Raw genomic sequence first — 26,407 nt, forward strand, 5'->3', positions numbered from 1 at the left:
AGCCTGTTTGTCAAGCAGGCTGCTTTTTTGTAAAAACTATATCAGCGGGCAATGGCCGTTATTTGTCCCACCAAACCTTGGTGTCCAGATCGTCGGGGCCTTGACGGGTAACGGCTTCCTGGCGTTTCGCCTGGTTAACCGACTGTTCGAAATCCGGATAGGATAACCGATTGATAAAGTTGCCCTTGATTTCCTTACCTGGGTAGGGATTGGGTGTCAGCACGGGGAAGTCGCTCCGGCGGAAGTTCGCGAACACTTCAGGTCCGTTCAGGAATGAAGCCACCCAGTACTGCGTATTGATCAACTCCAGTCCACTGGCAGCCACATAGGGGTTCTTTTGCAGATAAGCCGTAATGTTAGCGTCAGATACGAGGGAAGTGGCATCATAGTCGCCTAACTGCTTCATGTGGGCCGTTACCCCCGCAGTATAGAAATCGGCCGGATTGCCGGTTGTCCAGTTCCGTTGAGCGGCTTCGGCCAGCAAAAGCTGCGTCTGGGCGTAGGTGACCAGGAAGCAGGGCGCGTCGAACTTGCCCATCCGGGTGCGGTCCAGCTGGGAGTAGTCATAAAAGCTGGCCAGCCCGTCGGTCTTCGCCTGGGCCGGAATGGTACCGTTGTCGAAGCCCAGGGGCATGCCAATCTGCACGGTCGGGTCGCGGTTTGCTTTGGCGGCCGTCTGCTCGGGACCACTTTTGGCCCCCACATACCGCACCGCAATCGACTGTAAGCGCGGATCGGCCGTTGCTTTCAGGTAGTTCACAAAGAAGCCGGTCAGGTAGTAGTTGGCAGCCTCCGTTGAATTGAGCGTCGTGCCGACCGTATTCTGGAAGTTGGCATTGTTCCGAACGGCACAGTTATCGGCATTCGACTGCATGACGCCACCGGCTACGGCTTTCTGTACCGTCGACTGGGCCAGGGTAGGATTTACCTTCGACAGACGCATGCCGGCCCGTAGCAGGATGGAGTAAGCCAGTTTCTTCCATTTAACGATATCGCCCCCATACATCACTTCGCCTGCTTCAGTGGGCTTGCTGGCATCGAGGGCCGCTGCTGCCTCCGGGAGTTCCTTGAGTATATCGGTATAGATACTTTCCTGCGTGTCATACTTGGGCGTCAGGTTATTCCCCAGATAACCCAGGCCCGCTTCTGAGTAGGGCACATCGCCGTAGGTATCGGTAAGCACCATGGATACATAGGCTTTCCAGATCCGCATCATGTTGTAGAGATTGCTGCGGTTGGCGTCGGTTTTGGTCTTGGCCAGCCCATCGATGAGGTAACGCATATTGTCCCGGTAATAGCGCTGCCAGAGCTGAGCATTGACACCCGCCGATCCGCGGTTGTCGATGTTGTAATTTCCACCGGCTATAATGCCTGAGTTGGGCGAAAACATCTGCTGGACAATAGGCTCCTCAAAAATGATGATCGACCCCGGAAAGGACGTATTGATAATCGCGTTGTTGAACGTGAATACCGGGTTCAGCGACGTAGCCGCCGTAGGGTTGAGGTTTAGCTGATCGAATCCTTTTTCGCAGCTGCTCATCCAGCCGAGCAGAACAAAAAGACCGAGCGTGAGGCTTATTTTTTTCATGGTCAGAGTCGTACTGAGATTAGAATTTAACATTCAGATTGAAGCCTATGCTGCGGGTAGTGGGCAATCCCGTCGATTCCAGTCCAACCAGGTTGTCGGAGCTGAATCCGAATTGTTCGGGGTCGATATTGGGCACCCACTTTTTCAGAATAGCTACGTTATTGGCTACGGCGCTCAGGCGGACACCTTTTATGAACAGGCTCTGGGGCAGCAGTTTGGTAAAGTCATAGCCCAGGCTGATCTGCCGGAGTTTCCATAACCCGGCATCATAGACTACCTGCTCGCCCAGACTCTTGGACCGCCCTACCGAGTAGTAATCCTGCACAAAGGCCCGCACCGCGTTGGCTTCCCCTTTTTCGTTCACACCAACGCCCAGCATTTTATTGTCGGCTTCGCCCCGGCCTACCAGCGTCTCCTTCTGCAACCCGTGACGGAACGCGTTCAGGTTGGTGCCGGAAATCATCTTGCCGCCTAATTTGAAATCGACCAGAACCGATAGATTCAGGCCTTTATAGTTGAAGGTGTTGGTGATACCACCCAGGTATTTGGGCAGGGCCGACCCAAATGAAACGGGTGCTGCCGTGCGCAGCGGGAGACCATCGCCCCCGTGAATGATTCGTCCCTGTGCGTCGCGCTGGTAGCCAAAACTATACAACTGGCCCAACTCCTGACCAACTACCTGCCGGAGATCGCCCACGTAAATGCCGGTGCCTACGACGATCTGCTCCGCCTGCTTGTCTTTGTTGTAGTCTCTTTCCGGCGAACCGTCATCGTTGGTGAGGAGCTTGAGCAGCTTCGTTTTGTTATACGAACCGTTTAGGGTAACATCCCACGAAAAATTCTGCGTCCGTACGGGCGACAGGTTGAGCAGGATTTCGATACCCTGGTTGCGACTTTGTCCGCTGTTGATCAGGGTACTGGTGTAGCCTGACGCATCGGACGACTGCGCCTGAACGATCTGATCGCTGGTGATCTTGCTGTATACCGCCACGTCTAACCCAACGCGGCTGTTGAACATTTTCAGCTCCAGACCAACTTCGGTTTCGGCCGTACGGCTTGGTTTGAGCGTGGCGCTCGGAACCGTGTTCGAGGTGATGGTCCCTACCGGCTGTCCCTGTCCGGCTGGATTCGGGAACAGGTTTGCCGATACGCCGTAGAACAGGTTATTGGAGTAGGGGGCAACATCGCCGTCGCTGCCCACTTCGGCATAAGCCGCCCGAAGTTTACCGAAGTTGATAAACGAAGGCAGGCTGTTGAACGCCTGTGAGAACACAAAGCTACCCGTCAGGGATGGATACACGATGCTGCGGTTGGCCGGTGCCAGCGTCGAGAACCAGTCATTCCGAACCGTTCCGTTCAGGAACAGGAAGTCCTTATACGCCAACTCCAGGGCACCGTACAACGAATTGACTTTCCGCTCACTAAGTCCATACAGTGGATCTTTAACCCGTCCGTTCTGCGGAACATACAGCCCGCGCACGATGAAATCGGTTACCTGCACACTGTTGAGGTCGCTCCGGCGGTAAAGCTGGTTGCCACCCAGGGTCAGGTCGACGCCAAAGACGCCGAATTTACGGTTGGCACCGATCAGGAAGTCGGTGTTGAGTTCGCGGAACCGGCGTGCATCCTGTACGTAAGCGCCGTTGACGAAACCGGCGGGTGCGGCTGCCAGCGAGGCCTGCCCCGTTGGGAAGTTATAGTCCTGATCGCGCGACCAGTAATCCTGCCCCACGCGCCCTTGCAGATACAGCCAGTCGGTGAAGTTGTAGCGCGCCGAAATGTTGCCGAACAGCCGGTCCCGGCGAATGGTCTCAAACTTGTTGTTGAGCACAAAATACGGGTTGGTACGGTTCATAAACCGCGAATAGATGAACTCGTTGCCCGTTGTTGGATTGATCTGATTGGCCTGTAGCACGTCGAGGGGCATCGAATTGGCCAGGGTATAGAGTACGGTTGGGGTACTGTTATCCTGCTGAGCAATCTGGGGTGGGTTTTTGTTCAGCTCGTAGGAGTAGTTCATCGTGCCCGTTACCGTTAGTTTAGGCGACAGGTTGTAGCTGAAGCCGAGGTTGATGGTTTTGCGGCTGAAGCTGTTATTGGGCGTGATGCCTTTGTTGTCCATGTTTGACAGCGAGAGGTTAAAGCCGCCTTTCTCACTGCCCGATGAAACCGCAATCGAATTGGTCCAGGTGGAGCCGTCGCGGTAGAAGGTATTGATCCGGTTGCGAACGGGCTGGTAAGGAACCGTCAGCCCCCCGAACAACACCTGGGTTTGGCCCGCAAACTTCTCGCCGAAGCTCCATACGCCCGAAGTAGGGTTTGCTGCCTGCGGCCGAACGCCGTATTCGCCCTGCCCGTATTCATACTGGTAGTCGGTAAAATCGAGTGGCCGGTCGGAGGTGAAGTTGGTGTTGTAGGTCACGCCGATTCCCTGCCCTGCGCCTTTGGTTTTTGTCGTGATCAGGATAGCCCCGTCTTTGGCGCGGGAGCCATACAGAGCCGCAGCCGTACCGCCCTTTAGCACGGTCATGCCCTCGATGTCGTCCGGGTTGATAGACGACAGCCCGTCGCCCCCGTCGGAGTAGTTCCGGTCGCGGTTACCAACCGAGTTGTCGCCCCCGTTATTGCCGTTGTTCTGGCCGAAGTTCGTATTGTCGATGGGAACGCCGTTGATAACGATCAGCGGGCTGTTCTGACCCGAGAACGATGACTGGCCCCGTATCCTGATTTTGCTGGTACCAGCGGCCCCTGTTCCCAAGCTGCTGATGTTCACCCCGGCAATTTTGCCCTGTAGCGCATTGATGAAGTTAACGGTTCGGTTGGTGGTGACCTGCTCGGGGTTTACGATCGCCGTGGCATAACCCAGGCGTTTGGCCTCTTTTTTGATACCCAGCGCCGTTACAACCACTTCGTTCAGGTTCTGCTCCCCTTCCTGAAGTGAGACGTTTACCTGCGACTGATTCCCGATGGTGACCTCCCGTCCCTGAAAGCCAATGGCACTGAAGACCAGCGTAGCATTTGGCGACGCGTTCAGCGTAAAGTTACCGTTTGCGTCTGTCGTCGTTCCGGTCTGTGTACTTTTGATCAGGACGTTCACGCCGGGTATGGGCTGCTGATCCTTTCCCGACAGAACGCGGCCCGTTACCCGGCGATCCTGCGCCTGTGCAGATCCCGCTAGTAGAAATAGCGCCCAGAGTAATGTTCCGAGCGAACACACTTGTCTACGTACAAAATGTCTCATAGCCTGACTTTAAATTGATTACCTATTTACTTGCTTAAATAAAAACAAATAATTCTTGGTAGATTGATAAAGAAGGGAAAGATTCTTTGGTACGTATTCTACTATACGTTTCAAGGGGAGCAATCGTAAATTTTCTAGGTAATCGACGGTTTTTGAGGGCTGGAAATGCAAGGAAGCCCGATAGTAGTCTACCGGGCTTCCTTGGGTTGTTCGTTACGTCTGATTATATCAGGTTGCAGTCTTTACTGATTACGGCTTTGGCTCACTAGCTGAGGTGTTCCCCGCAGCCGATGACAATGAGTTGATCCAGGCCGCTATCTTCAGCGCGTCGGCTTTGGGAACCTGGGGCATGGGCGGCATCTCGGTTGCGTATTCAGGCCAGTTTTGTGGTTTCGGGTTATAGATCAACTCCACAATCTGGTCGTTGGTGTATTTCCGCTTGGCCACGTCCGCATAGGCCGGTCCTACCTGACGTTTGTTGGCCTGATGGCAGGCCAGGCAGGTATGGCGCGTCAGTAACCCTTTCACCTCGTCATAGGTCGGGGCCTTTGCCATTGTCACGGCCTGTCCTTCTTTCAGCTTGGGCTTGCCGACCGTAACAGCCGGTTTCGTCCCCGCTTTTGCCGGTGTGGCTTTTTTGGCCGGAGCCGCCGGTGTAGTGGCCGAGTTGCGGGTACTCACCTCACTCATCGCCAGTTTCTCACCCTCTGGAATGTTGTTGAGCGTGTAGTAGGCAATCGGGTGAACGAGCGAGTAGGACCCTTCTACCCCCCGAACGCCGTCGAGCGTCAGTTGGTGGATATAATACCGGCGTAAATCGCTGACGATAAGCCGCACTTTCAGGCCATCGGCCGACACCTTCACACCTTTGAGCGGAAGTGCTTCTTTGTTGATCGTTGGGCTGCCGTATACCGCGTGGTATTTGTAGAGGAAACTTTCGACCCGGTACGAAGCCAGATCCTCGGCCGATTTGCGGTCGACAGGTTTCGTGAATTCTACTTCAAACCCATCGGGCATAGCCTTCACCGTACGCATTTCCAGGGGGGTGACCCCATTCCAGACCAGCCGCTGTAACCCCTCGTTGGCTTCCCCAGCCGATCCCCAGCCCCGGTTGGTTTCGCCCACGAACAGCGAACCGTCTTTGGCCCAGGCCATCCGTAGTACGCCCGACCGAAACCCGTTGCGGAATTCAATGGCTCCGCCCTGGTACTCGCCGTTCACTTTTTCCATGAACACCCGCGAGATCTTGCTCATGCCCTGGTCGCCCACCAGGAGCTGGCCCGAGAACGGACCGAAGGCACCCTGCGGAATCTCCAGAATTTCGGAGTTTGAAATACCCAGAATGCCGTGGGGCAGCCAGACGGCGGGCGTCTGGACATCCACATTCGGAAACTGTTCCTTCATCGTATAAAGAAGGGTTGGCGTTTCGCTCACCACGTTTTCGGGTTTGATGGCCCGGCCGTTTTCGTCCCGGCGTCGGCGCTCGTCGACTTTGGCAACGAACTGCTCGTTTGTCAGTTTAACGGGTGAGTTAGCCAGCCCTGTCCATTTCAGCCCTGCCGGATGGCCGGTGAACGAACCCTTTTTAACGTGAAAGATTCCCCCTGACCCCATCCATTCCCCCTGGTTGTCGGAATAGAATAACTCGTTGTCGAAAATTCCCAGTCCACAGGGTGAACGCATACCGGTAGCCCACGGCTGCATGGTGCCGTTCTCGCTGATTTTCATTGTCCACCCCCGCCAGGGGACCCGACTTTCGCCCCGCCACCACTCTTCATCACCGAAGGCCACGTTGCCAGTGACGAAGAACTGACCATCGGGGGCAATTTTAGGGCCGAAGCTGTATTCGTGATAGTGCCCGGACAGGGGCCAGGCATAGACCGTTTCGAAGACATCGGCTTTTCCATCTTTGTTGGCGTCGATAAGCTTCGTCAGTTCTCCCCGTTGGGCGCAGTAGAGCGCCCCGTCTTTATAGGTAAGCCCCAGTACCTCGTGCAGACCCGACGCGAACTTGCGGAAAAAGGGTTTACGGCTGGTGGGGTTTTCTACGATCCAGATATCGCCCCGGCGGGTAGCTACCCCCAGATTACCGTCGGGCAGTACCGTCAGGCCACCTACTTCCAGCAGGGTACCCTCCGGCGCTGTCACCTTCAGGATCTTGAAGAAATCTTCCTCTTTAGGCGACTCCTGCGCCCAGGCTACCGAGAACGTGGCGGCAGCCAGGAGCGTTGTTAGTATTTTTTTCATGATAGGTCTATTCATTCCTTCACCGACAGGTCGGGAGGGAATTTTAGTCTAAAACAGGATTGAGTAGATCACTTTTCCTTTTACCGGCACAATCAACTCCTGACGGCCGTTGCTGGCTTCACGGATAGCTGGTTTGCCGCCCGTACCATCGTCGATACGCAGATACTGCTGTCCGTCGATCAGGTACAGGCCGTTTTCCATCGGGCTGATGGTGGTTCCGCTGGCTAACCGGGCATACAGATCACTGGCGGGCGTGGCAATGGACACTTCCCGCTGCACACCCTGACCGTTGGGCAGCACCCGGATCTTGTCGTCGACCATACTTCCGTAGCTTATATACCGAAAGGTTGGCCGGTCGACCTCGTCCAGCACGTAACCTTTGGGCCGGTAACCCGATCCCGTCGTGTCGGCTATCCAGCTGGCCTGGGGTGAGGAAAGTTTACTCAGGAACAGCACAGGCGCTCCCAGACGCTGCACCATGCCCATGGGTTTCGACGAACCATCGCCCCGGTCGTGCCACATGGGCGTTGCATCCAGGAACGAGCCCCGCCAGACTTGTAGCAGCGCTCCCTTGTCCAGATCATACGTGTAATGGACCTGCTCCGGACTGCCTACCGATACCGCATGGACCACGCGCAACGTTCGGCGCTGGCGGTTCGCCGATGCGGGGGTTTTCTCACCCGGCGAATCCACGCCGGGCATATCCATAAAACTGCGCAGCACCGTGTTGGTCGGCGCATCAATGATGATTGGGTCGACTTCGTCGTTGGTACCGCTGGTCGCGTCGGTAACGGTGTACTCGCGTATACCCGGACCTGAAACGGCCAGACCCAGATTTGGCTTTACCCAGTCCACGAATTTGGAGTAGAACAACTCGAAGGGGAGGTCTCCTTTGGCAAGCGTCACCTTCCCGGTGCTGCTCCCGGAAGCCACCACCGGCTGGTTATTGATTTTGAGCATACCGCCACCTCCCGGAACACCCAGGTTGAACCGGTACTCACCTGGTTCGACTACCCGCAGCGTGCCGGTATAGCGAATCAGGAACTCGTTGGGAATGCGGCTAACGTTGGCCGACAGAACACCGGTCGTGCCTTCCGACTCCGGTGCTGTGCGGCTGTACTCAGCCTCTTTTTCGTATTTGCCTTTGTAAACGGCATACTTCAGGTTCATCAACTCGGGGCGGGGCTTGTCGTAGTTGATGTAGCGGATATTCCGGAACGCCACGGCCCCGTGGTCACCCTGAAGCAGCAGTGGACCGGTTGGTTTTTCATCGGAAAAAATCGATCCACGAGTAGGTCCGGTTAGTTCAACGTCTTCGTGGATAACAACGCCGTTCAACTCGACGCGGACCATGCGGGCGTTTTCGGTTTTTTGCGGTACCCCGCCGGCACTGTTTGCGCTGAAGCGTGGTGCCTGAAACGAAACTTTCAGGTGTTGCCAGAGGCCGGGAGCGCGGCTGGCATTCTGACGGGCCGGATGCCCTTCGAACCCGTTCTGGCCCTCGGCCCGCTTCTCGTCCCAGCGTTCGTAGATCGAGCCATTGTCGATAGTGCGTGGACTGCGAATATCCCAGCTGTCGAACAGTTGAATTTCGTAGCGGCCCTGCAGGTAAACGCCCGAGTTCGATTTGGGAGCGATCATGAAATCCAGCTCCAGGTCCATGTCGCCGTGTTGCAACCTGGATACAGCGTTCATTTGTTGATCAGCCAGTTTGCTGGCCTGGTTGGCGGGAAGCGGTAAGCTCACCAGAACGCCTGCACCGTTGTCGGTAGTCAGCGTATTGGGTTTGTTGAGGTCAGCGCGGACACCACCCGCAATGCGCCAGTTGGGTGTCGTTGGGGCGAAAGCGCTCAAGTCGTTGAGTGGGAGCGGAAGGCCGGGTATCGGGGCGGGCTGAGCCAAAGCCAGTCCGGCACCTACTGTCCAGCCGACGCTTAACAGCCAGCGAAAGCGGGTTGCCTGGGTTAATTTTACCATGAATGATAGGAAATTTTGACGCTTGAAATTTACCATTTTTTCACCATAAAAGGACGTAATACACCATTTGCCCTATCTTTGACCGTTTTATTGACGATTTATCAACCCCAACAATTTCCATGAAGAACAGCCCTTTATCGCTTGCCGCCTGCGTTGCGCTGATGAGTTTGGCTACTGTGTCTATTGCACAGGTTCAACCCAGCAAACAATCGCCCGAATCCACTGAAATCTGGGAGCCTGTACCACCCGTTGTTACCCCTGGTACGACTTCAGCCAATACATCGGGCACTACGCCCCCCTCTGATGCGACTATTCTGTTCGACGGTAAAAACGCAGATCAGTGGCTGGCTATCAAAGGTTACTCCCCCGCCAACTGGGAGAAAGTCAATGAGGGTCCCCTGAAATGGCCCGTAACCGATGGCGTGATGTACTCGACCAAAGGGTTCTCGGCTCGTTCCAAAAAAGAGTTCACCGATTTTCAGATGCACCTGGAATTCAAAACGCCCGAGAAAGTTGAAGGCAACGGGCAGGGACGGGGAAACAGCGGTATTTTTCTGCAGGGCCGGTACGAACTGCAGGTTCTCGACAATTATGACAACAAGACATATGTGAACGGTATGGTTGGCTCGATCTACAAACAGGCCATTCCGTTGGCTAACCCCAGCCGCAAGCCGGGTGAGTGGCAGTCGTATGACATCATTTATCAGGCACCCCGCTTCAATAAAGCTGGTCTGATGCTCGATTATGCCTACGTGACGGTCTTGCTCAATGGGGTGCTGGTGCAGAACCATGCAGCCATTCGCGGTACAACCGAGTACATCGGCTACCCCAAAGTACAGGCCCACGGCGCGGGTCCAATTCTGTTACAGGACCATGGCAATCCGGTTGGTTACCGTAACATCTGGGTGCGAGAGTTGTAACCGTTGTTTGTGTCTGTAAACTGTTCTGTCTGTACCAAAACGGGCTGAAGTCCGTGTTACGTAACACGGACTTCAGCCCGTTTTGGTATCTATCAAACTAATCAATCCTTATGCGTTTACGTTTTCCTGCCTTACTTTTCCTGGCTTTCTCGCTAGCCGCCTGTTCCACAACCACCGTTTACATCGTTCGTCATGCTGAAAAAGTAGATGAGACGGACTCCACCGATCTTAGCCCGGCTGGCAAACAGCGCGCGATAGCCCTGGCCGACACCCTCGCCAAACGGGGTATCGACTCTATCTTCACAACGCCTTACCGCCGAACCCGACAGACGGCCGAACCACTGGCTCAGCGGCTCTCCCTTCAACTGGTCGACTACGCACCTAAACTCACCAGCGCGCTCGTCGACCGGGTTAACCGCATCCGCACCAAAACAGTATTGGTTGTTGGACACAGCAATACAGTGCTAGACATAGCCCGGGGCCTGGGCGCGTCGCCCACCCTGCGAACCATCGAGTCGGGTGATTTCGACAATCTGTTTGTCCTGCGCATCAAACGTGGGCTGTTTGGTAGAACCATCGACCTGTCCGAAAAAACATATGGACAGCCTACACAGCCTTAGCCGGACAACACCCCTTTTTACCTGGCCAGCCTGTTTTGTCTCGCGCAAACAGCTGCTGTCGCAGTAAGCGACTCGTTTTATAGGGTAGGTGGAACAACAGGAGTTATAATCTCAAAAAAAACTATGTAGTTTTGTTGAACAAACCCTCTACAAATTATATTTATTCGTTTATCAGTTGTCGCTTGCATTTCTGTCAGCAAGTACCTCTGTAGTAGAGAACTAGTTGCCACCATTTAGTATAGAATCTTAGTCAGTATGCGCCTGTTATCCGTTTTGATTATTACCACCAATCAGCACGAATGTAGTTCGTTGACCGAAGCCTTTACAAACGATGGTGTGCGGGTTCATTGCATCACTAAGTCGCCGGACAGCGATGTGCTTCGATGGCTGGACGAAGCTGCAGGAAATGATCCCAAACGCCCCTCATTGATTATTGTCGATCTGGACGACTCGAATGGCTACAGAACGAGTATCGTGCCCCAGCTTAAGAAACACCCTTACTGCTCTGCCACGCCCGTGATTGCCTTCAGCCGGAACAACGACAGCAGCTTTGTGGAGCGCCTGTATCAGCAGGGGACTATCTCTGTTTTCAAGCGTCCTCAGGACTGGACACAATTTGCCCGGACTTTGCTGACTTACTGGACACAGTCGGATGTACGTTTGCCGAACGAACCGACAGACGAATATTCAACCCAGCGGTGGGGGACTTTGCAACATACCGGGCTACCGCAGTATCCACGTTCGCAAGCCAGCTAGTGTGTTCCTGAATGTAAGACTATACTAGTTACATAGAGCTGAATAATCTATCTTTGTTAGTCTACTTCTTTCCGCAACTAGTGATGCGCAGCACCGCCAATCAGCTAAATACAATAGTAATCATTGAAAGCGATGGGGAGCATAAAGCGCATATCGATGTATATCAGCAAAACCAGGCCGGTATTTCACTAATCAGTAAAGACACGATACCGTCGGCGCTGTCGTATCTGGAAACCATCCAGCGAACGCCATCCTCCCTCCCAACTCTGTTGTTGGTCGACCATAACGAGCTGTCGAAAGCTGATTACGCGCTGTTCGATGAACTGCAGAAACGGGCGCTGCGGAGTTCGATTCCGGTCATTGTACTGAGCGATACCGATGATAGAAGCATGATCGAGGAAGCCTATGACCGGGGTGTTGCTTCTTTCTTTATGAAACCCAGAGCCTATAGCGAATGGCATTCGTTCCTCAACCTGCTTATTCAGTACTGGTTTAAGGAAGTGACGTTGCCGGGTTACAGTATCGCCCGTCAGGGGGCGTAAGTACCGCGACGTCCGTTAGTGGACGATAGTTGTACGGTTTTGGACGATCGCTCCACCGGTCGATACCCGTTCAGTCTGACTATTACCCTATTAACTTATTGGCATGTATCTTGGTAAATACCGGGAAATCACCAACCGGATCGCTACTAGTATGTGCCTGCGCGTTATTATTTTATTGACAGGATTACTGTTTCCATTTTCACTGCTGGCCCAGTCTACCCCTGCTCAGATTATGTTCGTTGGCTGTGATCACCTCCAGCAGGTGTACAGGAAAGGTAATCCCAACACAGATGCTTTTACGCCCAGGTGGCAACAGGAACTGGCCGAGGTCGTGAACCGGATAAAAGCTTACAAACCCGATTTGATCCTTGTTGAACGGCTACCGGCCGACCAGCCAGCACTGGATAGCCTTTATACGCTCTTTCTCAACAATAAACTGGCGCTCGCCGATCTTCCCGATGGCCGTGCCGAGGAGTATCAACTGGGTTTTACACTGGGTAAACAGCTTGGTCTGAAAAAGATAGTTGGCGTAAATGCACCGGGGGGCACCTCACAGAGTATTCTGAGCAACGGCCACAATATCGAACTTTATCTGCAGGAGAACGCCCGATTGAGGGCCCTTGTCACGGAAAAATACACGCAGATTCAGGCGGGCAGCCTGTCTTTCAGTAACTACATCCGGTTCTTAAATCAGCCGGAGACGGTTCAAAAAGTATATCATCTGCGGTACATGACACCAGCGCGTGTAACCAACGGACACTTCACCAATCCAGACAAAATGGTCGATACGGCCTTTGTCAACCCGGCCTATATTGGAGCAGAACTCATTTCTGTTTTCAAAAACAGGGATTACAAAATTTACAGCAACATCGTTACTGCTCAACTGGCGCAACAGGCGAAGAAGATCGTCGTCATCATTGGCGTGGCTCACATTGGCTCGTTGCAGAGCATTTTTCGCGATGATCCAGCGTATAAGCTGGTTGAGTCAGTGCCGTATTTGAATCACAAGTAGTAGGGACATGCGCCGGGATTCAGGCAAACAATAAAAAAGGGTTACGATCATTTCTGACGTAACCCTTTCATTTTTAGTAGTGGGAGTTGAGGGGTTCGAACCCCCGACCCTCTGCTTGTAAGGCAGATGTTAGGGGGTTATATAGCATATTATGAAATGATAGGAAGTAATATAAAATATTGAAAAACAGATGTATAGCTAACAAATAGATTATATGAATTGATGTCAAGTCATTTCTATTGCGTATGTTTGTGTATCAATTCGTGTATCAAACGCAAACATCTACCGATCCTCTGCCTACTTAAAAAAGGGTCGTCAGTTTTATGGTTAAGACGCCAAGAGAACCAAAACCTACGGCCGCTGTCGTACTAGATACGCGTCGACAAAAGCAGGACGGTACATACCCGTTGCGTTTACGGGTAACGTTTCAGCGGGAAAGGAAATATTATAGCCTCAAGCTACCTGACTTAACCTCTATAGAGTGGGAGAAGCTGAACGGCGAACGACTTAGGGACGAGCGCATCAGAGAGGTGAGAGACAAGATAAAGTCGTATGAAAGCGATGCTGATACCGTTTTCAAGGATATACCGCGGTTCACCTTTGCCCGGTTTGAAAAGCTCTACTTCACTGATCACACCAGTGATGCTAAGTCTAAGGCTGAGGATGTATATCACGCATTCGAGGAGCAAGTAAAGAAGCTAGAAAAGCAAGGTAGCGTCTCAACTGCTTCTATCTATCGCACTACGCTTAACTCGCTCAAGAGCTTTAAGGCTCGCTTACGCTTCGAGGAGATTACTCCTGCATTACTTGAGAAGTATGATGACTGGTTGATAGAACGAAACAAGTCCGTTACTACCGTTAGTATCTACCTACGTAACGTACGGACTATCGTTAATGCAGCCAAAACGAAGGGGATAATTACGGTTGAAGAATATCCCTTCGGTAAGAATCGATACGAAGTGCCAGCAGCTCGGAATATTAAAAAGGCACTCACATTGGCCGAGATTGAAAAGATATATCAGTACAAAACGGAGGTCGGTAGTTTGCCTGACCGAGCAAAAGACTTCTGGTTCTTCTCTTACCTCTGCAACGGCATCAACATTAAAGACATCTGTCGACTACGTTGGAAAGACATTGAGGGGGACAGAGTAACATTCATTCGAGCCAAGACAGCCAGGACCAAGCGTAGGAATCAGAAAGCCGTCGTGGTGATCCTGACCGATGCTTCACGGTCTATCTTGGATAAGTGGGCAAACCAGCACCAAGCACCAGACAGCTACGTTTTTCCGATTCTTCCACCAGATGTGACACCTCAGCGGGAGCGCGAGCTAGTCCAGTATCTTACTCGCTCCATTAATAAGTATGTAGGGCGCATCGCTATTGAGTTAGGCGTTGACAAGCCCGTTACCACCTACACAGCCCGGCACTCATTCAGCACGGTTCTGAAGCGATCTGGAGCACCCATTGAGTTCATCAGCGAAAGCCTAGGCCACCACGATCTACGTACGACAGAGAGCTACCTTGATAGCTTTGAGGACGACGTAAAACGGGAGTATGCGCTAGCCTTGACCAAGTTCAAGCCGTAACATTTTCAACGTATCGCTAATCTATAAATGACCCTTTAAAATGACAGCCCAACCTCCCCATACGTTAAATCTAAATAAACTACTCCCTGAGTTTAGGCAGTGCAACGTATATGCTGACCGTCTTGCATTCTGGCAGAAGCATGGCCTGGAAAAAAAGCTACACTACCTTGGTGAGTTTGACTCGGTCGACTTGCTCAGCAAACTGGAAAATTGTCAGACTTGGGAGGAACTGATCCAGTTTGATATTATAACCCTCTCGCCTTTCGACTTGCAGGAGGCTCGTCAGTTCACTGAGTGGGCATTACAAGTTCGTCCTAGTATGAGGGATGCTCCAAAGTCACTAGAGATAAGAAAAGCAGAATTTGACCAGGAGTTAAAAGGACTTAAGGCAAAAGGCATTCCGATGAGAATATTTCAAGAGGCACTCGCTGGCGCTAAACGGTGGGCTTATATTGGAGAACAGGATGCCGAACCAATAACATTTCGCCGGCGTGAAGCACTCTGTGAGTTGACAGACATTAACATAGATCAGAGTTACCTTAATATGGCCCGCCAGCTTGCTCATGAAACCTACACTCTCGATCATCTGTCATCAGCAGTTAGGATATCCCCCATTTGTATGGACTGGGCTTTGATAGACAAATACCTATTTGCTCAAAGTAACTATCTGTTCGCACTTTATCTAGAGAATTTTGACCTAGGTCAAGTTACCGACCAGAAGGTAATAACCGCTGAAGAGGCCAGGAGGTTGGCGGTAGTGGAAGAGCAGTTGGCTATTTTTCGCGGTAATAGTCATACTAATAATGTAAAGATTATGAAAGATGAAGACTTCAAACGACTCGTTGAGTACACTAAACACTTAGTGCTGACTGATTCTGTGCCAGGTAAGGTTGAATTAATTCCACCAATTAATCTCACTAAAGAGCATATACGTTATGCTTACTACATAATTCATAGAGAGGTGTTTGGTTCCAGGAAAAGACATCCAGCTTTTTATGAGTTTCTAAGGGTGGTATTTGCAGACATGAAGGAGAGTAAACCTTCAGACATCAAGAAAAAATTTACAACACCCCCATTGTATTATGATGCCGACATTAAAACGATACGAAATAGCTTGAAATGAGGGTGTAACAAACGGGGATAATTGTCCCCGAAATCCCCATTTCTATCACTCTATCCCAACTACTTCCTTTGCCTCTGTTACTAATATTACTAACAGAACAGATGCAAACACAACCAATCTCCTTCGACCAGCTTCCAAGTGCTGTGTATGAGTTATCGCGTAAGGTTGACCATCTAACGCTTCTACTAAGTCAGTCCCGGAAAATCCCGGAAATTCCTCCGCAAAGCCAAGACCTGCTCACTATTAAGCAAGCCTCTGAGCACGTCAATCTCGCGGTTCCGACTATCTATGCTCTCGTTGGACGTAGAGGCATCCCCTTCATGAAGAAAGATGGTATTCGGAAGCTATACTTTTCTCGCGAAGAGCTAACTAAGTGGGTTCAAGAGGGGCGCCGTAAAACGGCAACTGAATTACAAGCCGAGGTCAATGCCGACCTAATGAGCCGGAACGCATGAGCACGACCCCCATGCATCAACTCGCCAAGTTGAGCTTGGCTTGCAGCATCGCTCGGCACTTCGAACTTCATGGCTACTGTGCCAAACGAATAGTCGTCGACGGTAGCCGCTGCCTGGTCCCTCACGAGTTCATACCTAAACAAGAAAACTCCTGGTTTCATGCGGTGTTGGCCATAGTCGAGGGTAAAACCGTACTGGTTGAAGTCGATTGCCGGAAACCAACCGACGCCCAGAAGGAAACCAACGCAGCTCTCATCAAGTCGGGTATAACTGTGTGCGTCTCCTTCTCACTCAATGGTTTCAAGCGGTGGTTTGAGGCTTACGTGCTAACGATCCCCAAGTCGACCTCGCCGATCTCTCCTTACAACCAGCGTCACCCTATTGCGCATCTGGCTACCCCTGATCTTTAACCCGTTCTGTATCCTCATGAAGAACAAACCCAGCCCAGCCGAACTACAGCTCATAAAAGACCAGCAGAAGCGCATACAGCCATTGCTTGAGAGTAACGCATCATGGAGTGAGGGTGACTTTTCGGACCTTTTGTTCTCGCTTTCGGAGTGGACACCAGCCCGCAGCGGCTTTTACGTTCCACTCGAAAAACTCGAAGAGTTATCTCGTGATTCCCGTACACCAGAAGCATCTCAACCTTACCTGGCGATGCTTATCACCCAGGCCAAAACGCAAAAAACGGAGGAGAAAATATGAGCCAGCAAGCACGATCCCCCCTCCGTAGTACTGAAGTGCGGAAAGATACAAATTTATCCAACTTCCTTCGTCTGCCTATTGTCGAGGAAATGGAAACGGAGGAAGAGCGAAGCAGGGCTCAGCCTTCGCAATCCGCCAGGGGTAAACAGGCGGACCCGACTCTTCTACTGACGAGCCTGTTGGAACGGGAATGTGCCCTGGGTGAAGCGGCCACGAAAGAGGTTGTGTTCAGCCCCCCTCTGATTAGTCGACTTGAATCCGGGATTATTGGCCGGGGAACGATCAACATCATTCAGGGAGCGTATGGCAGTCACAAGTCCCGTCTGGCCGAAACATTGGCTGCATTGATGTTGACCACAAACGACACGCATGATTCGCAGTTTATGGACTTCAAACGAGCTGTGATAGAGCGGTTTTGTGTGTGCTATATCGACACCGAGCGGAACCAGAGTGAAGAACTCCCCTTCGCCGTTCAGCAGATCAAACTAAAGGCTGGCTTCCTGCTGGCAGACAAGCCCGAGAGCTTTCGTTTTACCAGCATCAAACATATCGAGCGGAAACAACGCTTCGCAGCTATAGATGCCTTCATTGGCCACGTGCGTCAGTCCACGAGCCTACACCTGTTCGCCCTTATTGACGTCGTAACTGACGCCATCGGAGACTTTAACGACTCAGAAGAGACAATGAAGCTGTTCGATTTTCTGGGGAACCTCTGCGACCGGCATAACGCCACATTCTTACTGGTCATCCACCAAAACCCAGGGACGGACAAGGCCAGAGGCCACACCGGAACCGAAGCTGCCAACAAGGCGAGCAGCGTCTTACAGATTGGTTTTGAGAAAGACTCCAATGGCGTGGATAGTGAGCTAATCCGGCTCCGCTTTCTCAAACTGCGACGCGGGAAACGACCCGATCCGATCTATCTCCGCTATTGTGACCAGGCTAAAGGACTGGTTTTGGCCGACGCTGCACAGGTAGCCGAACACATCAACCAGCGTAAACACAAGGCGGATGTACAGGACATGGCCGACCGCCTGACCAGTCTACTATCCGAAGGGCCAGTACCCAAAGGCAGCGTGGTAGATACGCTCATGACCGAGTTTTCGTCCAGCAATAGAACTATCCGTGAACGGCTAAGAACTATGATGGAGCAAGGAATAGAAATGTATAACGAGGAAGGTAAACCTGCCCGGTTGGCGGACTGCCGTGAGGGCAAGAATGAGTATTACAAAATGGAGCCGATAGGCTAGTTTTTGATGGTGGCAAAGGCAAACCCCCTATATGGCCTTTGCCTTTGCCACCATCAAAAACCATAGTGGCAAAATGCGTTGCCATGTGTTTTGCCAGCTTGCCACTAAAGAACAAATATTCCCTGGATCATGAGTACAGATTCCCTTTTAGACCAGTTAGAAACCGACTATGGAACGGCTATCCTGTCCGACTTGACGGGCCAGCACCTGACGCGTAACGGGCAACCCATCCGGCTTTTCGATCAGACCAAGCACAGTGCCGAGGTCTTCTATCGAGCCGATAAGCAGGGGAAACCATACGTGCAGGACTTCCAGCAGGGCAAGCGCTACTATCCGGTTACGGCATATTGTCAAACCTACGGGGTGGATTATGCGACAGCACTGGTCGACCTGCGCCAACAGTATGGAATCGACAGCACACCGCGAAGGTCCATCAACCGAACGCGGCTATCAGTGACCGAGCCGCCACTGCGCCCGGTCGACTATCTGCCAGGCGAGTTGTACGCCCGTTGCCAACAGCAGTATGAACGCAACGGCCTCTACTGCTACCTGTGCGAGTTGTTCGACCAACCCACCGCTCACCACTTGTTCGTTGAGTACCGGATCGGCACATCCCGAAGGTGGCAATACGAAAACGCCCTATCTGCCTGTCTGCCACAGTTCGATGTGGCCGGGAATCTTCGGCAGGTCAAGGTGATTCCGTTCCACCCACAGACCGGACGTCGGGCCAAAGCCGAAGACATTGCCCACCGATGGAACCCTCATACGCGCCAGTACGGATCGGACCCGGAAGCGAACAAAGTTTGGTTTGCGGGTAAGAGTCTTTCGCAGGAAAAAACACCAAACCTGCAACAGTGCTATTTTGGTGAGCACTTGTTATCCCAATACCCCAATAAGCGTATTGCCCTTGTCGAGGGGGAAAGTACGGCCATTGTCTTTGCTGCTATCTGGAATGACTACATCTGGTTAGCTACAGGGGGAGTAACTGGCGGGAAATGGAATGATCCCGAACGATTCGAAGTACTTCGTGGCCGTAATGTCGTGTTGTGGCCTGACACGGGCAAGTATGACGAGTGGAACGCAAAAGCCTTCCTACTCCAGCAAATTGGCCATAAGGTTAGAACCAGCCACTACCTTGAAGATAATGCTCCACCCGGAGTAACTAACGTAGACCTTCGAGACATGCTCACTTGGCCTCGCTACACCCCGGTAGGTGGTAAACCCATTTTTGGAGAAAAGTTGTCGGTCGAGCCAAGCACCAACTACCCGCCTGAATGGGACCCACCCGGCACTGAAGATCTCCCCATTCTCGAACCAACAAACGTGTAACCCATTTAAAACCCCAAGAACATGTCAACGCGCACCGAGAGTATCCGTTACCAGTTCGACGCGATTAGCAACCTGCCCACGGTTTCGGGTCAGCTCGCCCAGATCATCGCCCTGAGTAACCAGATGGCCGCTGCCGTTCAGCAGCAAACCAACCAGATCATTGCGGCCACCAACCAGCAGATTGCGGGTTTCAACTCAGTGACCAATGCCCAGCGGGCCACCACAGCCGCTGTTCAGCAGGGCGCTACGGCACAGACGGCCGCGATCCGCTCCGTGGGTGGGGGTGTTGACAGTATCACCAGCCAGCTCCGCGACTTCCGCACCATCGTCAGCGCCTCCTTCTCGCTGTATGAGATACTGGAGTTCGGCAAAGGCGTCATTGATGCCAAGAGTAAGATCGACATTTTCAAGACGGGCCTGACCCAGATGATCGGGGATAAACGGGAGGTAAACGCCCTGTATACCGACATCATCAAACTAGCGAAGGAGACACCCTTTGAGGTGGAGAACCTGTTCCAGACGACCTTCATGCTCAAAGGCATGGGTGTGGCTACCCAGGAGCTGATACCGACGCTCCAGGCGCTGGGCAACATGTCGGCCATCGCGGGCCAGGAGAAGCTGCCGCTGCTGGCGAAGGCGTACACCGACGTAATGAACAAGGGCAAGCTGATGAAGCAGGAGATCAACCAGTTTGCCGAAAATGGTATTCCCATTTACGACCTGTTGGCCGAATCCATGAACAAGCCTCGTGCCGCTATCATCAAAATGGCCGAGGCGCACACCATCAGCTTCGACCAGGTTAAAAAGGCGGTCATGGATGCCTCCCAGGAAGGTGGCCGGTATTACAACCTCATGACGCTTCAGGCCCAGACGCTGGGCGGTCAGGTGAGTAACATGGCCGACCGTTTCTTCCTGGCGAAAGCCCGGATCGGTGACTTCTACGAAAATGGCCTTAAAGCGACCATCAGCGGGTTAGCCCGGTTTATCGACTCTGTGGCGGGCAGTAACGAAGCCATCGAACGCACTGTGAGCTGGTTCAAAGCCGCGACGGCCGCAGTGGTCACCTGGCGGCTGGCTACGGTGGCCCAGGGCACGGCTACGGCTGCTACGACAGCCCTCACCGTGGCGAGTAATGTCGTTTACGGTGCCTACCTTTTGGCCGTTCAGCGGGTTACCCAGCAGCACACCGTTTTTACAGCGTCCCAACTGGCCGCTACGGTGGCCGCTCGTGGGCTGTGGGCTGCGCTGGCCGCTAACCCGATTGGTATTGTCGTTACGCTCGTGGGTGCCGCCTACACGGCCTGGCAGGCGTACAATGCGGTAACGGCGGAGACAACCCAGGCCATCGGGGATCAGGAAATCGCCATCAGGAAAGAGCAGAGCGAGCTTCAGGCGCTGGTCGCCAACGTGTACGCCGCTGAGGTGGGCACCCTCAAGCGGACCCAGGCAATGGAAGTCTTGATTGCCAAGTTTCCCGAAATGTTTGCCGGGCTGGATGCCGAGAAAACCTCCAACGCCGAACTCGGCTACATTCTGGGTGGCGTCAACGAAACGTACAAAAAACGGATCGACCTCGCCCGCGAAGCCTACAAAGTGGAAGAGCTGGGCACCAAACGCACCGAACTCTTCAAGCGTGAGTCCGAGTTACTGGCGGGCCTGAGTAAAGAGTATCAGGAGATCGCTCAGGGTAGTGCTGCCAAGCTGTATGACGCCATGCAGAAGGACATCAACCTTCGGGTGCTCGCCAACCAGAAGGGTACGGGTGAGATCAGTCAGATATGGAAAGGAAGTCTGGAAACCCAGCTCCGGGACATAAAGGTCGGCTTAGTGAATGTCGAGGGTGCCTACGGTGAGTCGAGTTTGAAGGTTAGCCGGATCAAGGAAGAAGAAAAGGCGCAGGCGCTCAAGGATGAGCGGGTACGTCACGCGCTGGTCATGGATCAGCTCAAAGCAGCCAACCAGAGCACGGCCGCTGAGGTGGCTCTCAACAAGAAAAACGTTGCCAGGATCACGGGGGATGCCCAGGCTACGGAGATCAAAGCCCTGGAAGATCACACCGCGAAGGTCAAGCAAATAACGTTACTGTCAGCCGCTCAGATAAAAGCGCTGCTGACGGCCGGGGCAACTAACAACTACAAAGAAGAAATTGAAGCGGTAGAGGCCAGAGTAAAGGCCGAGATCGAAGCCGTCAACCGCGTGACCGTCAGCCGGAAGATTTCGGAAGATCAGCGCGTCGCACTCGTTCTGGAGGCTCAGACCAAAATTCTGGCGATCCACGAAAAGGGTGAAGCCGACAAAGCCGCCATTGAAGCCCGCTACCGGGTGGTGTTTGGCGATGCCATCCAGTACGAGATCGACAAGATGCAGTCGAAGGGAGCAATGGAGATCAAACAGTGGAAGGAGCTGGAAACCGTCTACCAGGAGGGGAGCACCAAATACACCAACATCGTCCGCCAGAAGCTCAAGGACACCAAAGAGACCGAGAAGGCCATCCAGGATGCCCACAAAGAAACGGCCGATCTGGAAAAGGAAACTGCTCAGATTCAGATTGCCTCGAAAAAGCAGTTGTTTGGCTTGACGATGGACTTTCTTTCCCAGGAGTCGGGCCTGGTCGGTCAGCTCGGAAAAGCCATCAAATCCGTTTACATGGACTGGGATGCGCTGTCGGGTCTCGCCAAGCAGGGGGCGGAAGACCGGCTATCCCAGGCCCAGTTGAGCTTACAGTTCATCAAGGCCCAGTACTCGGATGCCGGACTGGAAGGTGAGAAGCGTATTGCCGAGGCCAGCACCAAAGTGGCCGGTGCCCAGAAAGATGTGGCCGCAGCCACGGCGGCATCGTCGGCCGCAACGCTGGGCATGATAAGCATGGTGTTCCAGCTCGCCCAGGCCGCTGATGCCGCACTCACGGAGATGTACCGGGCCTCTTACCAGGCCATCGCTGACGCACTGGCGGTAACTCGGGAAGCCTACCGTTTCTACTTCGAGACAATTTCCGAGATGAACAAAACGGCGCTCGAAGCCGACCTACAGCTTTACGAGGGCAACTTTGCGCGTCGGGAAGAGCTGCTGATTGCCTACTACGACAAGGAAAAGCAGTTTGCTGTCGGTCAGGACCGGATAGACGCGACGCTGGCGTATAACCAGCAGGTTGCCCAGGTGCAGGCCGATGCGGGCAGTAAGGTTAAAGAGCACATAGAGGGTATGCTTGCGGCTCGCCGGGATTACGACATCGCCATCCAGCAGTCGCTTATCAACGCGGCGAATCTGGACATTGAGGAAGCTCAACGGGTATTGGATAACCGACTGGCTAAGATTGACGCCGAGCTGAAAGCCTTTACTGCGGCCAAAGACGCTGAGATTGCGAAGGTCAACGAGGTGCTATCGGCGGAGAAAGCCGCTACCGACATATTCTACTCCGATAAGCAGCTACGCCTTCAGGAAGACAGTGACTACCGCTCCCGGCTGTTGTCTGAGGGTGAAGCTCGGGAAGTAGCGGCCCTGGAAGCGGCTAAACAGCGTGAGCTACAGCGAGCGGCTGAGTCGGGCGCTACGGCTGCTGAGGTAGAGCAGATCACCTCGTCGTTCAACAAACTTATTGCCGATAAACACGCCGAGTACCAGACGGCCATGAGTGATAAGGCGAAGGCCACCAGCCTTGCCAGTCAGGAGGCCAAAGCTCAGGAGAAAGATGCAGTCAACGCCCTGGAAGCCGATTCGAAGGATAAGATTACGGCCATTCAGGATCAGATAACGGAGAAAGAACGGCAATCGGCTCAGGAGAAGAAGAAAGCCAACTTCGACTATAAAGTGGCTGTCATCAATTCGAGGAATGAAATTTTCGAGGCGACGAAGAGAATTCAAATCGCTGAACTTCAGGCAGAGATAGCAATTCTGAGAAGCAAACGCAACTTCTTAAACGCTGGCAAGATTAACGCTTCCATTGCCGACATAGAAGGGGCTATAAGTACGATTGCCGCAACAAGCCTGGGTAACCAGATCAACATGGCGGAATACCTGGACGCCAACGACCTGAACACGTCGGGTAACCCGAAAGTACCCATAACGCTGAATGGTCGTGGTGAACTGAACTTCCCTGTTTTCGACAAGAACAAAAACCCTATCCAGATCACCTACGTCAACTCCACTGCCGTCCACACTGTCTACGACGCTGACGGCAATGAGGTGCCTATCATGCAGGCCAGCGGCTTTGTTCCGGCCACGGGTGAGCGCTTCTTTCGCGGTACAGAGTTCGTGGCGGGCCTCGGCCAGCCGGACGGCATCGACACCGTGCCCGCTATGCTGACCAAAGGGGAAAGGGTGTTGACGGCCGAGCAGAACCGCAGGCTTATGGGACTCTCCAACGATAACTTAGTCCGCCAGATCGAAGCCTTCGCCTCACTGTCGGCCAGCCTGCCGAGGCCGGGCCTCATCGGGGGTGACACGCTGGCAATGCTATCAAGAAACGGTTCACCTGATCTAAGTATCTTTAAGCAAGACCTATCCAGTTTACTCGAAGCTCAAGAGAGACTTATGGATCGAATAGACGAGAAGATGGAACGTGACCAGGTACACGTTACCATTGACGAGAACGGATTCAGAAAACAAGTGCGTAGCCAGGGTAACGTGGCCACGTATTATCAAAACCTTTTCAGCCGGTAAGCTAAAAGGCATCGAACGATCAGACCATTAGCCCGGCTTATCCAGTGTGATAGGCCGGGCTAATGGTTTCATTCGAATGACCCCGTATAACTGAGCAGCAACAGTCGACCGTGAGTGATGTGCCTTTTTGGAACTGTCCAGGGTGAGTAAGGGAAGTATTCCCCATATACATCTGCCATCTCACTCTCATCTGACATAAGAGAAAATCCCTTTTTGTATTTTTTGTGGTCAGAGGACTAGGAGGGGCCAGGCTCGTTCCTCAAAAGGGGGTGTAGGGGGGGGGTGTTTTGCCACAGGAGCTACGATCTTCCATCAGGTGACTCTATGTACGTTTAATAGACTGCACCCGTCACAGAGCAAGTATTATAACAGAACATAATAGGCTATTTATAGCAGTAACGGCAATATTACCATATAATGTACTGTGAAGGCATGCCACAACATACGTAGCATAGCGTATACAGCAGCGTAATAGGCGTAGAGCTAAGACTATATAAGCTATAGCATAGGCTACACTACCAGGCTACCAGCATACACTACTGACGTACTGTGCTATGCACTACCCACATATACCATGTGCACACAGCATAAGGTACAGCACTACACAGAAGGCACCGTTTGTGCAGAGTAGGTAGCTGCTGCTATACATATGGTGAGTAGGTAGCCTGATACCATGCAGTGACAAAGCAGTGTACACCTCTACCCACTTACTTCTACCTACATAGCCGGGAGTAAGCGGTATCCCTCGGTGTAGGGGCATACATAGGGCAAGTTAATATTGATAATACGTTTGTTTGTAAGCGTAAAAGCAGTATGTTTGACCAATACTTTTAAAGCATTACTATGGAAAGCACAGAGATTAAAGAACTGCGCCTATTATTAGGCATAAGCCAAAGGGCATTTGGCGAATTGTTAGGCTATACAGAACCACAAACGAGGGTTTCTAACATAGAAACTGGTAAGCAAACTCCTTCTAACCAGACTGTTGCGGCATGTAAACTATTGAAGGAGAACATAGAGCTAAGAAATACTATTAAAGAATTAAAAGAAATATTAAATAAAGCTTGACTAATGCTTTTATAGCATTACCTTTGAATAGTCAATAAGGAACAGAAAAAGCGACATAGTACCGATAAGGTTGCCCGCTGGACTGTACGGACCGAATGACAATAAAAAAAGCCCTTTGCTGGGCCTCGTAAACGCAGCAAAGGGCAATGTGTCACACTCTAACTATCTATTACAATGAACACGATGCAATCTTACTCAAAATTCACGAACAACGCAATCGCTTCGACATCAGTTGCCCCTTCACGCTCGATTAGCACCACTCCGGAGTCGGTAGCCCGTCTATGCTTCGAAGAATATTATGACAGTTTCCCCGCCTTTGGTAATGTTGGATCAAAGCAATTCGAAACCTGGTACAAAGGTTTCCGTCTGGAACTCGATCAAGAATTCTCGTTACGTGGCTACGAGGAGTGGCAGGCTATATACGTTATACGCTCACTATCATTCACGGTATTCTGCTGTGACACTTTAGGTATAGATCGGCCAGTAGTTAACTGCGCTCGGTCAACTGTAGCTACAGCATAGTCAGGTCAACCAGCAATTATACGATGATCTGGAAAAGTTTAGTTTACTGAGTTTCTCTAAGGAAAACCAGTAAACTAAACTCTCACTAACCTTCAATATTACCAGCCTGGCTTGTCGCATGCGATAGGTTGGGCTGGTCCATTTATAGGTTACCTCGCATCTTACCAGGTTGTTTGGTCATGTTGATATCTTTCTTAGCGATAACATCGGCTAATCTTGCTTTGATCACTTCCTTACTTACAGTTTTACTGTCCAGATACTCGCGGCATGACTTGTAACTGTATAAGGAGCCGGACGTTATAATCTCACCTGACTTTTTCAGCTCCCATATTTTGGTACTACTTATATCAAGGAGGATCATCGTCTGACTCCTGGTTAGCCAAACAAACTGTAATGCTTCTACTAACTCAACGCGACTCCGGAGGTCCTGCAGCTCAGAAAAAATCCTATCCACAAGCTCGTGTGACGCAGCGTAGATAGAAGTTATAAATTCACTCTCATTCGTAACGACTGGTTTAATAGGTTTCATAAATGTTCTGCTTAGTAGGATTATGTAGTTATTTCAAGGATAAGACGATGAACCGGATTCAACCGCCCATCCGTCGTGTGTCATGATGTAATTAACCAAAGCAGCTGGGCGTGAAAATGGGTGTCCCTTTCTTTGAACTCAAAGAACTGATCGGGAAGAATGACCTAAACGTATTCTCGTCCAACTATACACTCGTTTTGATCAAGTGTATTCGACGGCTCCTATAATCAATATACCTACTAGCTATAGCTTTTATACTACTCTTTAAAGCCGAACTG

The 26,407-nt window shown here is 52.1% G+C and carries 18 protein-coding genes; 14 read left to right on the plus strand and 4 right to left on the minus strand.

Annotated elements, in window-relative coordinates; all coding sequences use genetic code 11:
• Nucleotides 1–58: 58 nt before the first annotated feature.
• The 4 genes from FH603_RS04505 to FH603_RS04520 form a co-directional block, all read right to left on the minus strand.
• Nucleotides 59–1,588 carry a SusD/RagB family nutrient-binding outer membrane lipoprotein gene (locus tag FH603_RS04505; RefSeq protein ID WP_186736259.1) on the minus strand — a complete coding sequence of 510 codons (1,530 nt, stop codon included), beginning with the start codon at nt 1,586–1,588 and terminating at the stop codon, nt 59–61.
• A 19-nt stretch (nt 1,589–1,607) separates the two neighbouring features.
• Nucleotides 1,608–4,829 (minus strand): SusC/RagA family TonB-linked outer membrane protein, encoded by a 3,222-nt coding sequence (locus FH603_RS04510; protein WP_186736260.1) that lies wholly within the window; start codon nt 4,827–4,829, stop codon nt 1,608–1,610.
• A 249-nt stretch (nt 4,830–5,078) separates the two neighbouring features.
• Nucleotides 5,079–7,076 carry a c-type cytochrome gene (locus FH603_RS04515; RefSeq protein ID WP_186736261.1) on the minus strand — a complete coding sequence of 666 codons (1,998 nt, stop codon included), beginning with the start codon at nt 7,074–7,076 and terminating at the stop codon, nt 5,079–5,081.
• A 48-nt stretch (nt 7,077–7,124) separates the two neighbouring features.
• On the minus strand, nt 7,125–9,053 hold the full coding sequence (locus FH603_RS04520) for a 3-keto-alpha-glucoside-1,2-lyase-like domain-containing protein (protein WP_186736262.1): 1,929 nt from the start codon (nt 9,051–9,053) through the stop codon (nt 7,125–7,127).
• 119 nt (nt 9,054–9,172) lie between these two features.
• Between FH603_RS04520 and FH603_RS04525 the strand changes: the two genes are divergently transcribed.
• The 14 genes from FH603_RS04525 to FH603_RS04590 all read left to right on the plus strand — a co-directional run bounded on the left by FH603_RS04525 (nt 9,173) and on the right by FH603_RS04590 (nt 25,078).
• Nucleotides 9,173–9,973, plus strand: coding sequence for a 3-keto-disaccharide hydrolase (locus FH603_RS04525; RefSeq protein WP_186736263.1), 801 nt, complete (start codon nt 9,173–9,175; stop codon nt 9,971–9,973).
• A gap of 110 nt (nt 9,974–10,083) precedes the next feature.
• Nucleotides 10,084–10,593 carry a SixA phosphatase family protein gene (locus FH603_RS04530; protein WP_186736264.1) on the plus strand — a complete coding sequence of 170 codons (510 nt, stop codon included), beginning with the start codon at nt 10,084–10,086 and terminating at the stop codon, nt 10,591–10,593.
• A 255-nt stretch (nt 10,594–10,848) separates the two neighbouring features.
• Nucleotides 10,849–11,349 carry a response regulator gene (locus tag FH603_RS04535; RefSeq protein ID WP_186736265.1) on the plus strand — a complete coding sequence of 167 codons (501 nt, stop codon included), beginning with the start codon at nt 10,849–10,851 and terminating at the stop codon, nt 11,347–11,349.
• Between the two features lie 83 nt (nt 11,350–11,432).
• Nucleotides 11,433–11,891 (plus strand): response regulator, encoded by a 459-nt coding sequence (locus tag FH603_RS04540; protein WP_186736266.1) that lies wholly within the window; start codon nt 11,433–11,435, stop codon nt 11,889–11,891.
• Nucleotides 11,892–11,994: 103 nt separating this feature from the next.
• Nucleotides 11,995–12,903: a DUF5694 domain-containing protein gene (locus tag FH603_RS04545; RefSeq protein ID WP_186736267.1), complete on the plus strand. Its 909-nt coding sequence runs from the start codon at nt 11,995–11,997 to the stop codon at nt 12,901–12,903.
• 323 nt (nt 12,904–13,226) lie between these two features.
• On the plus strand, nt 13,227–14,489 hold the full coding sequence (locus FH603_RS04550) for a site-specific integrase (protein ID WP_186736268.1): 1,263 nt from the start codon (nt 13,227–13,229) through the stop codon (nt 14,487–14,489).
• A 40-nt stretch (nt 14,490–14,529) separates the two neighbouring features.
• Nucleotides 14,530–15,612, plus strand: coding sequence for a hypothetical protein (locus FH603_RS04555; RefSeq protein ID WP_186736269.1), 1,083 nt, complete (start codon nt 14,530–14,532; stop codon nt 15,610–15,612).
• Nucleotides 15,613–15,713: 101 nt separating this feature from the next.
• Nucleotides 15,714–16,067 carry a helix-turn-helix domain-containing protein gene (locus FH603_RS04560; RefSeq protein ID WP_186736270.1) on the plus strand — a complete coding sequence of 118 codons (354 nt, stop codon included), beginning with the start codon at nt 15,714–15,716 and terminating at the stop codon, nt 16,065–16,067.
• The gene (locus tag FH603_RS04565; protein WP_186736271.1) at nt 16,064–16,477 is read left to right on the plus strand and encodes a hypothetical protein; all 414 of its coding nucleotides are present in this window, start codon (nt 16,064–16,066) and stop codon (nt 16,475–16,477) included. Before FH603_RS04560 ends, FH603_RS04565 begins: the two co-directional genes overlap by 4 nt.
• A 16-nt stretch (nt 16,478–16,493) precedes the next feature.
• Nucleotides 16,494–16,772 carry a hypothetical protein gene (locus FH603_RS04570; RefSeq protein WP_186736272.1) on the plus strand — a complete coding sequence of 93 codons (279 nt, stop codon included), beginning with the start codon at nt 16,494–16,496 and terminating at the stop codon, nt 16,770–16,772.
• Nucleotides 16,769–18,022 (plus strand): AAA family ATPase, encoded by a 1,254-nt coding sequence (locus tag FH603_RS04575; protein WP_235985325.1) that lies wholly within the window; start codon nt 16,769–16,771, stop codon nt 18,020–18,022. The genes FH603_RS04570 and FH603_RS04575 overlap by 4 nt, the downstream gene beginning before the upstream one ends.
• 129 nt (nt 18,023–18,151) lie before the next feature.
• Nucleotides 18,152–19,351: a DUF6371 domain-containing protein gene (locus FH603_RS04580; protein ID WP_186736273.1), complete on the plus strand. Its 1,200-nt coding sequence runs from the start codon at nt 18,152–18,154 to the stop codon at nt 19,349–19,351.
• A 21-nt stretch (nt 19,352–19,372) separates the two neighbouring features.
• Nucleotides 19,373–24,010, plus strand: a complete 4,638-nt coding sequence (locus FH603_RS04585) for a tape measure protein (protein WP_186736274.1) — start codon at nt 19,373–19,375, stop codon at nt 24,008–24,010.
• A gap of 843 nt (nt 24,011–24,853) precedes the next feature.
• Entirely contained in the window at nt 24,854–25,078 is a 225-nt protein-coding gene (locus FH603_RS04590; RefSeq protein WP_186736275.1) for a helix-turn-helix transcriptional regulator, read from the plus strand.
• Nucleotides 25,079–26,407 lie beyond the last annotated feature (1,329 nt).

Source organism: Spirosoma utsteinense, from assembly GCF_014282275.1.
Classification (GTDB): Bacteria; Bacteroidota; Bacteroidia; order Cytophagales; family Spirosomataceae; genus Spirosoma; species Spirosoma utsteinense.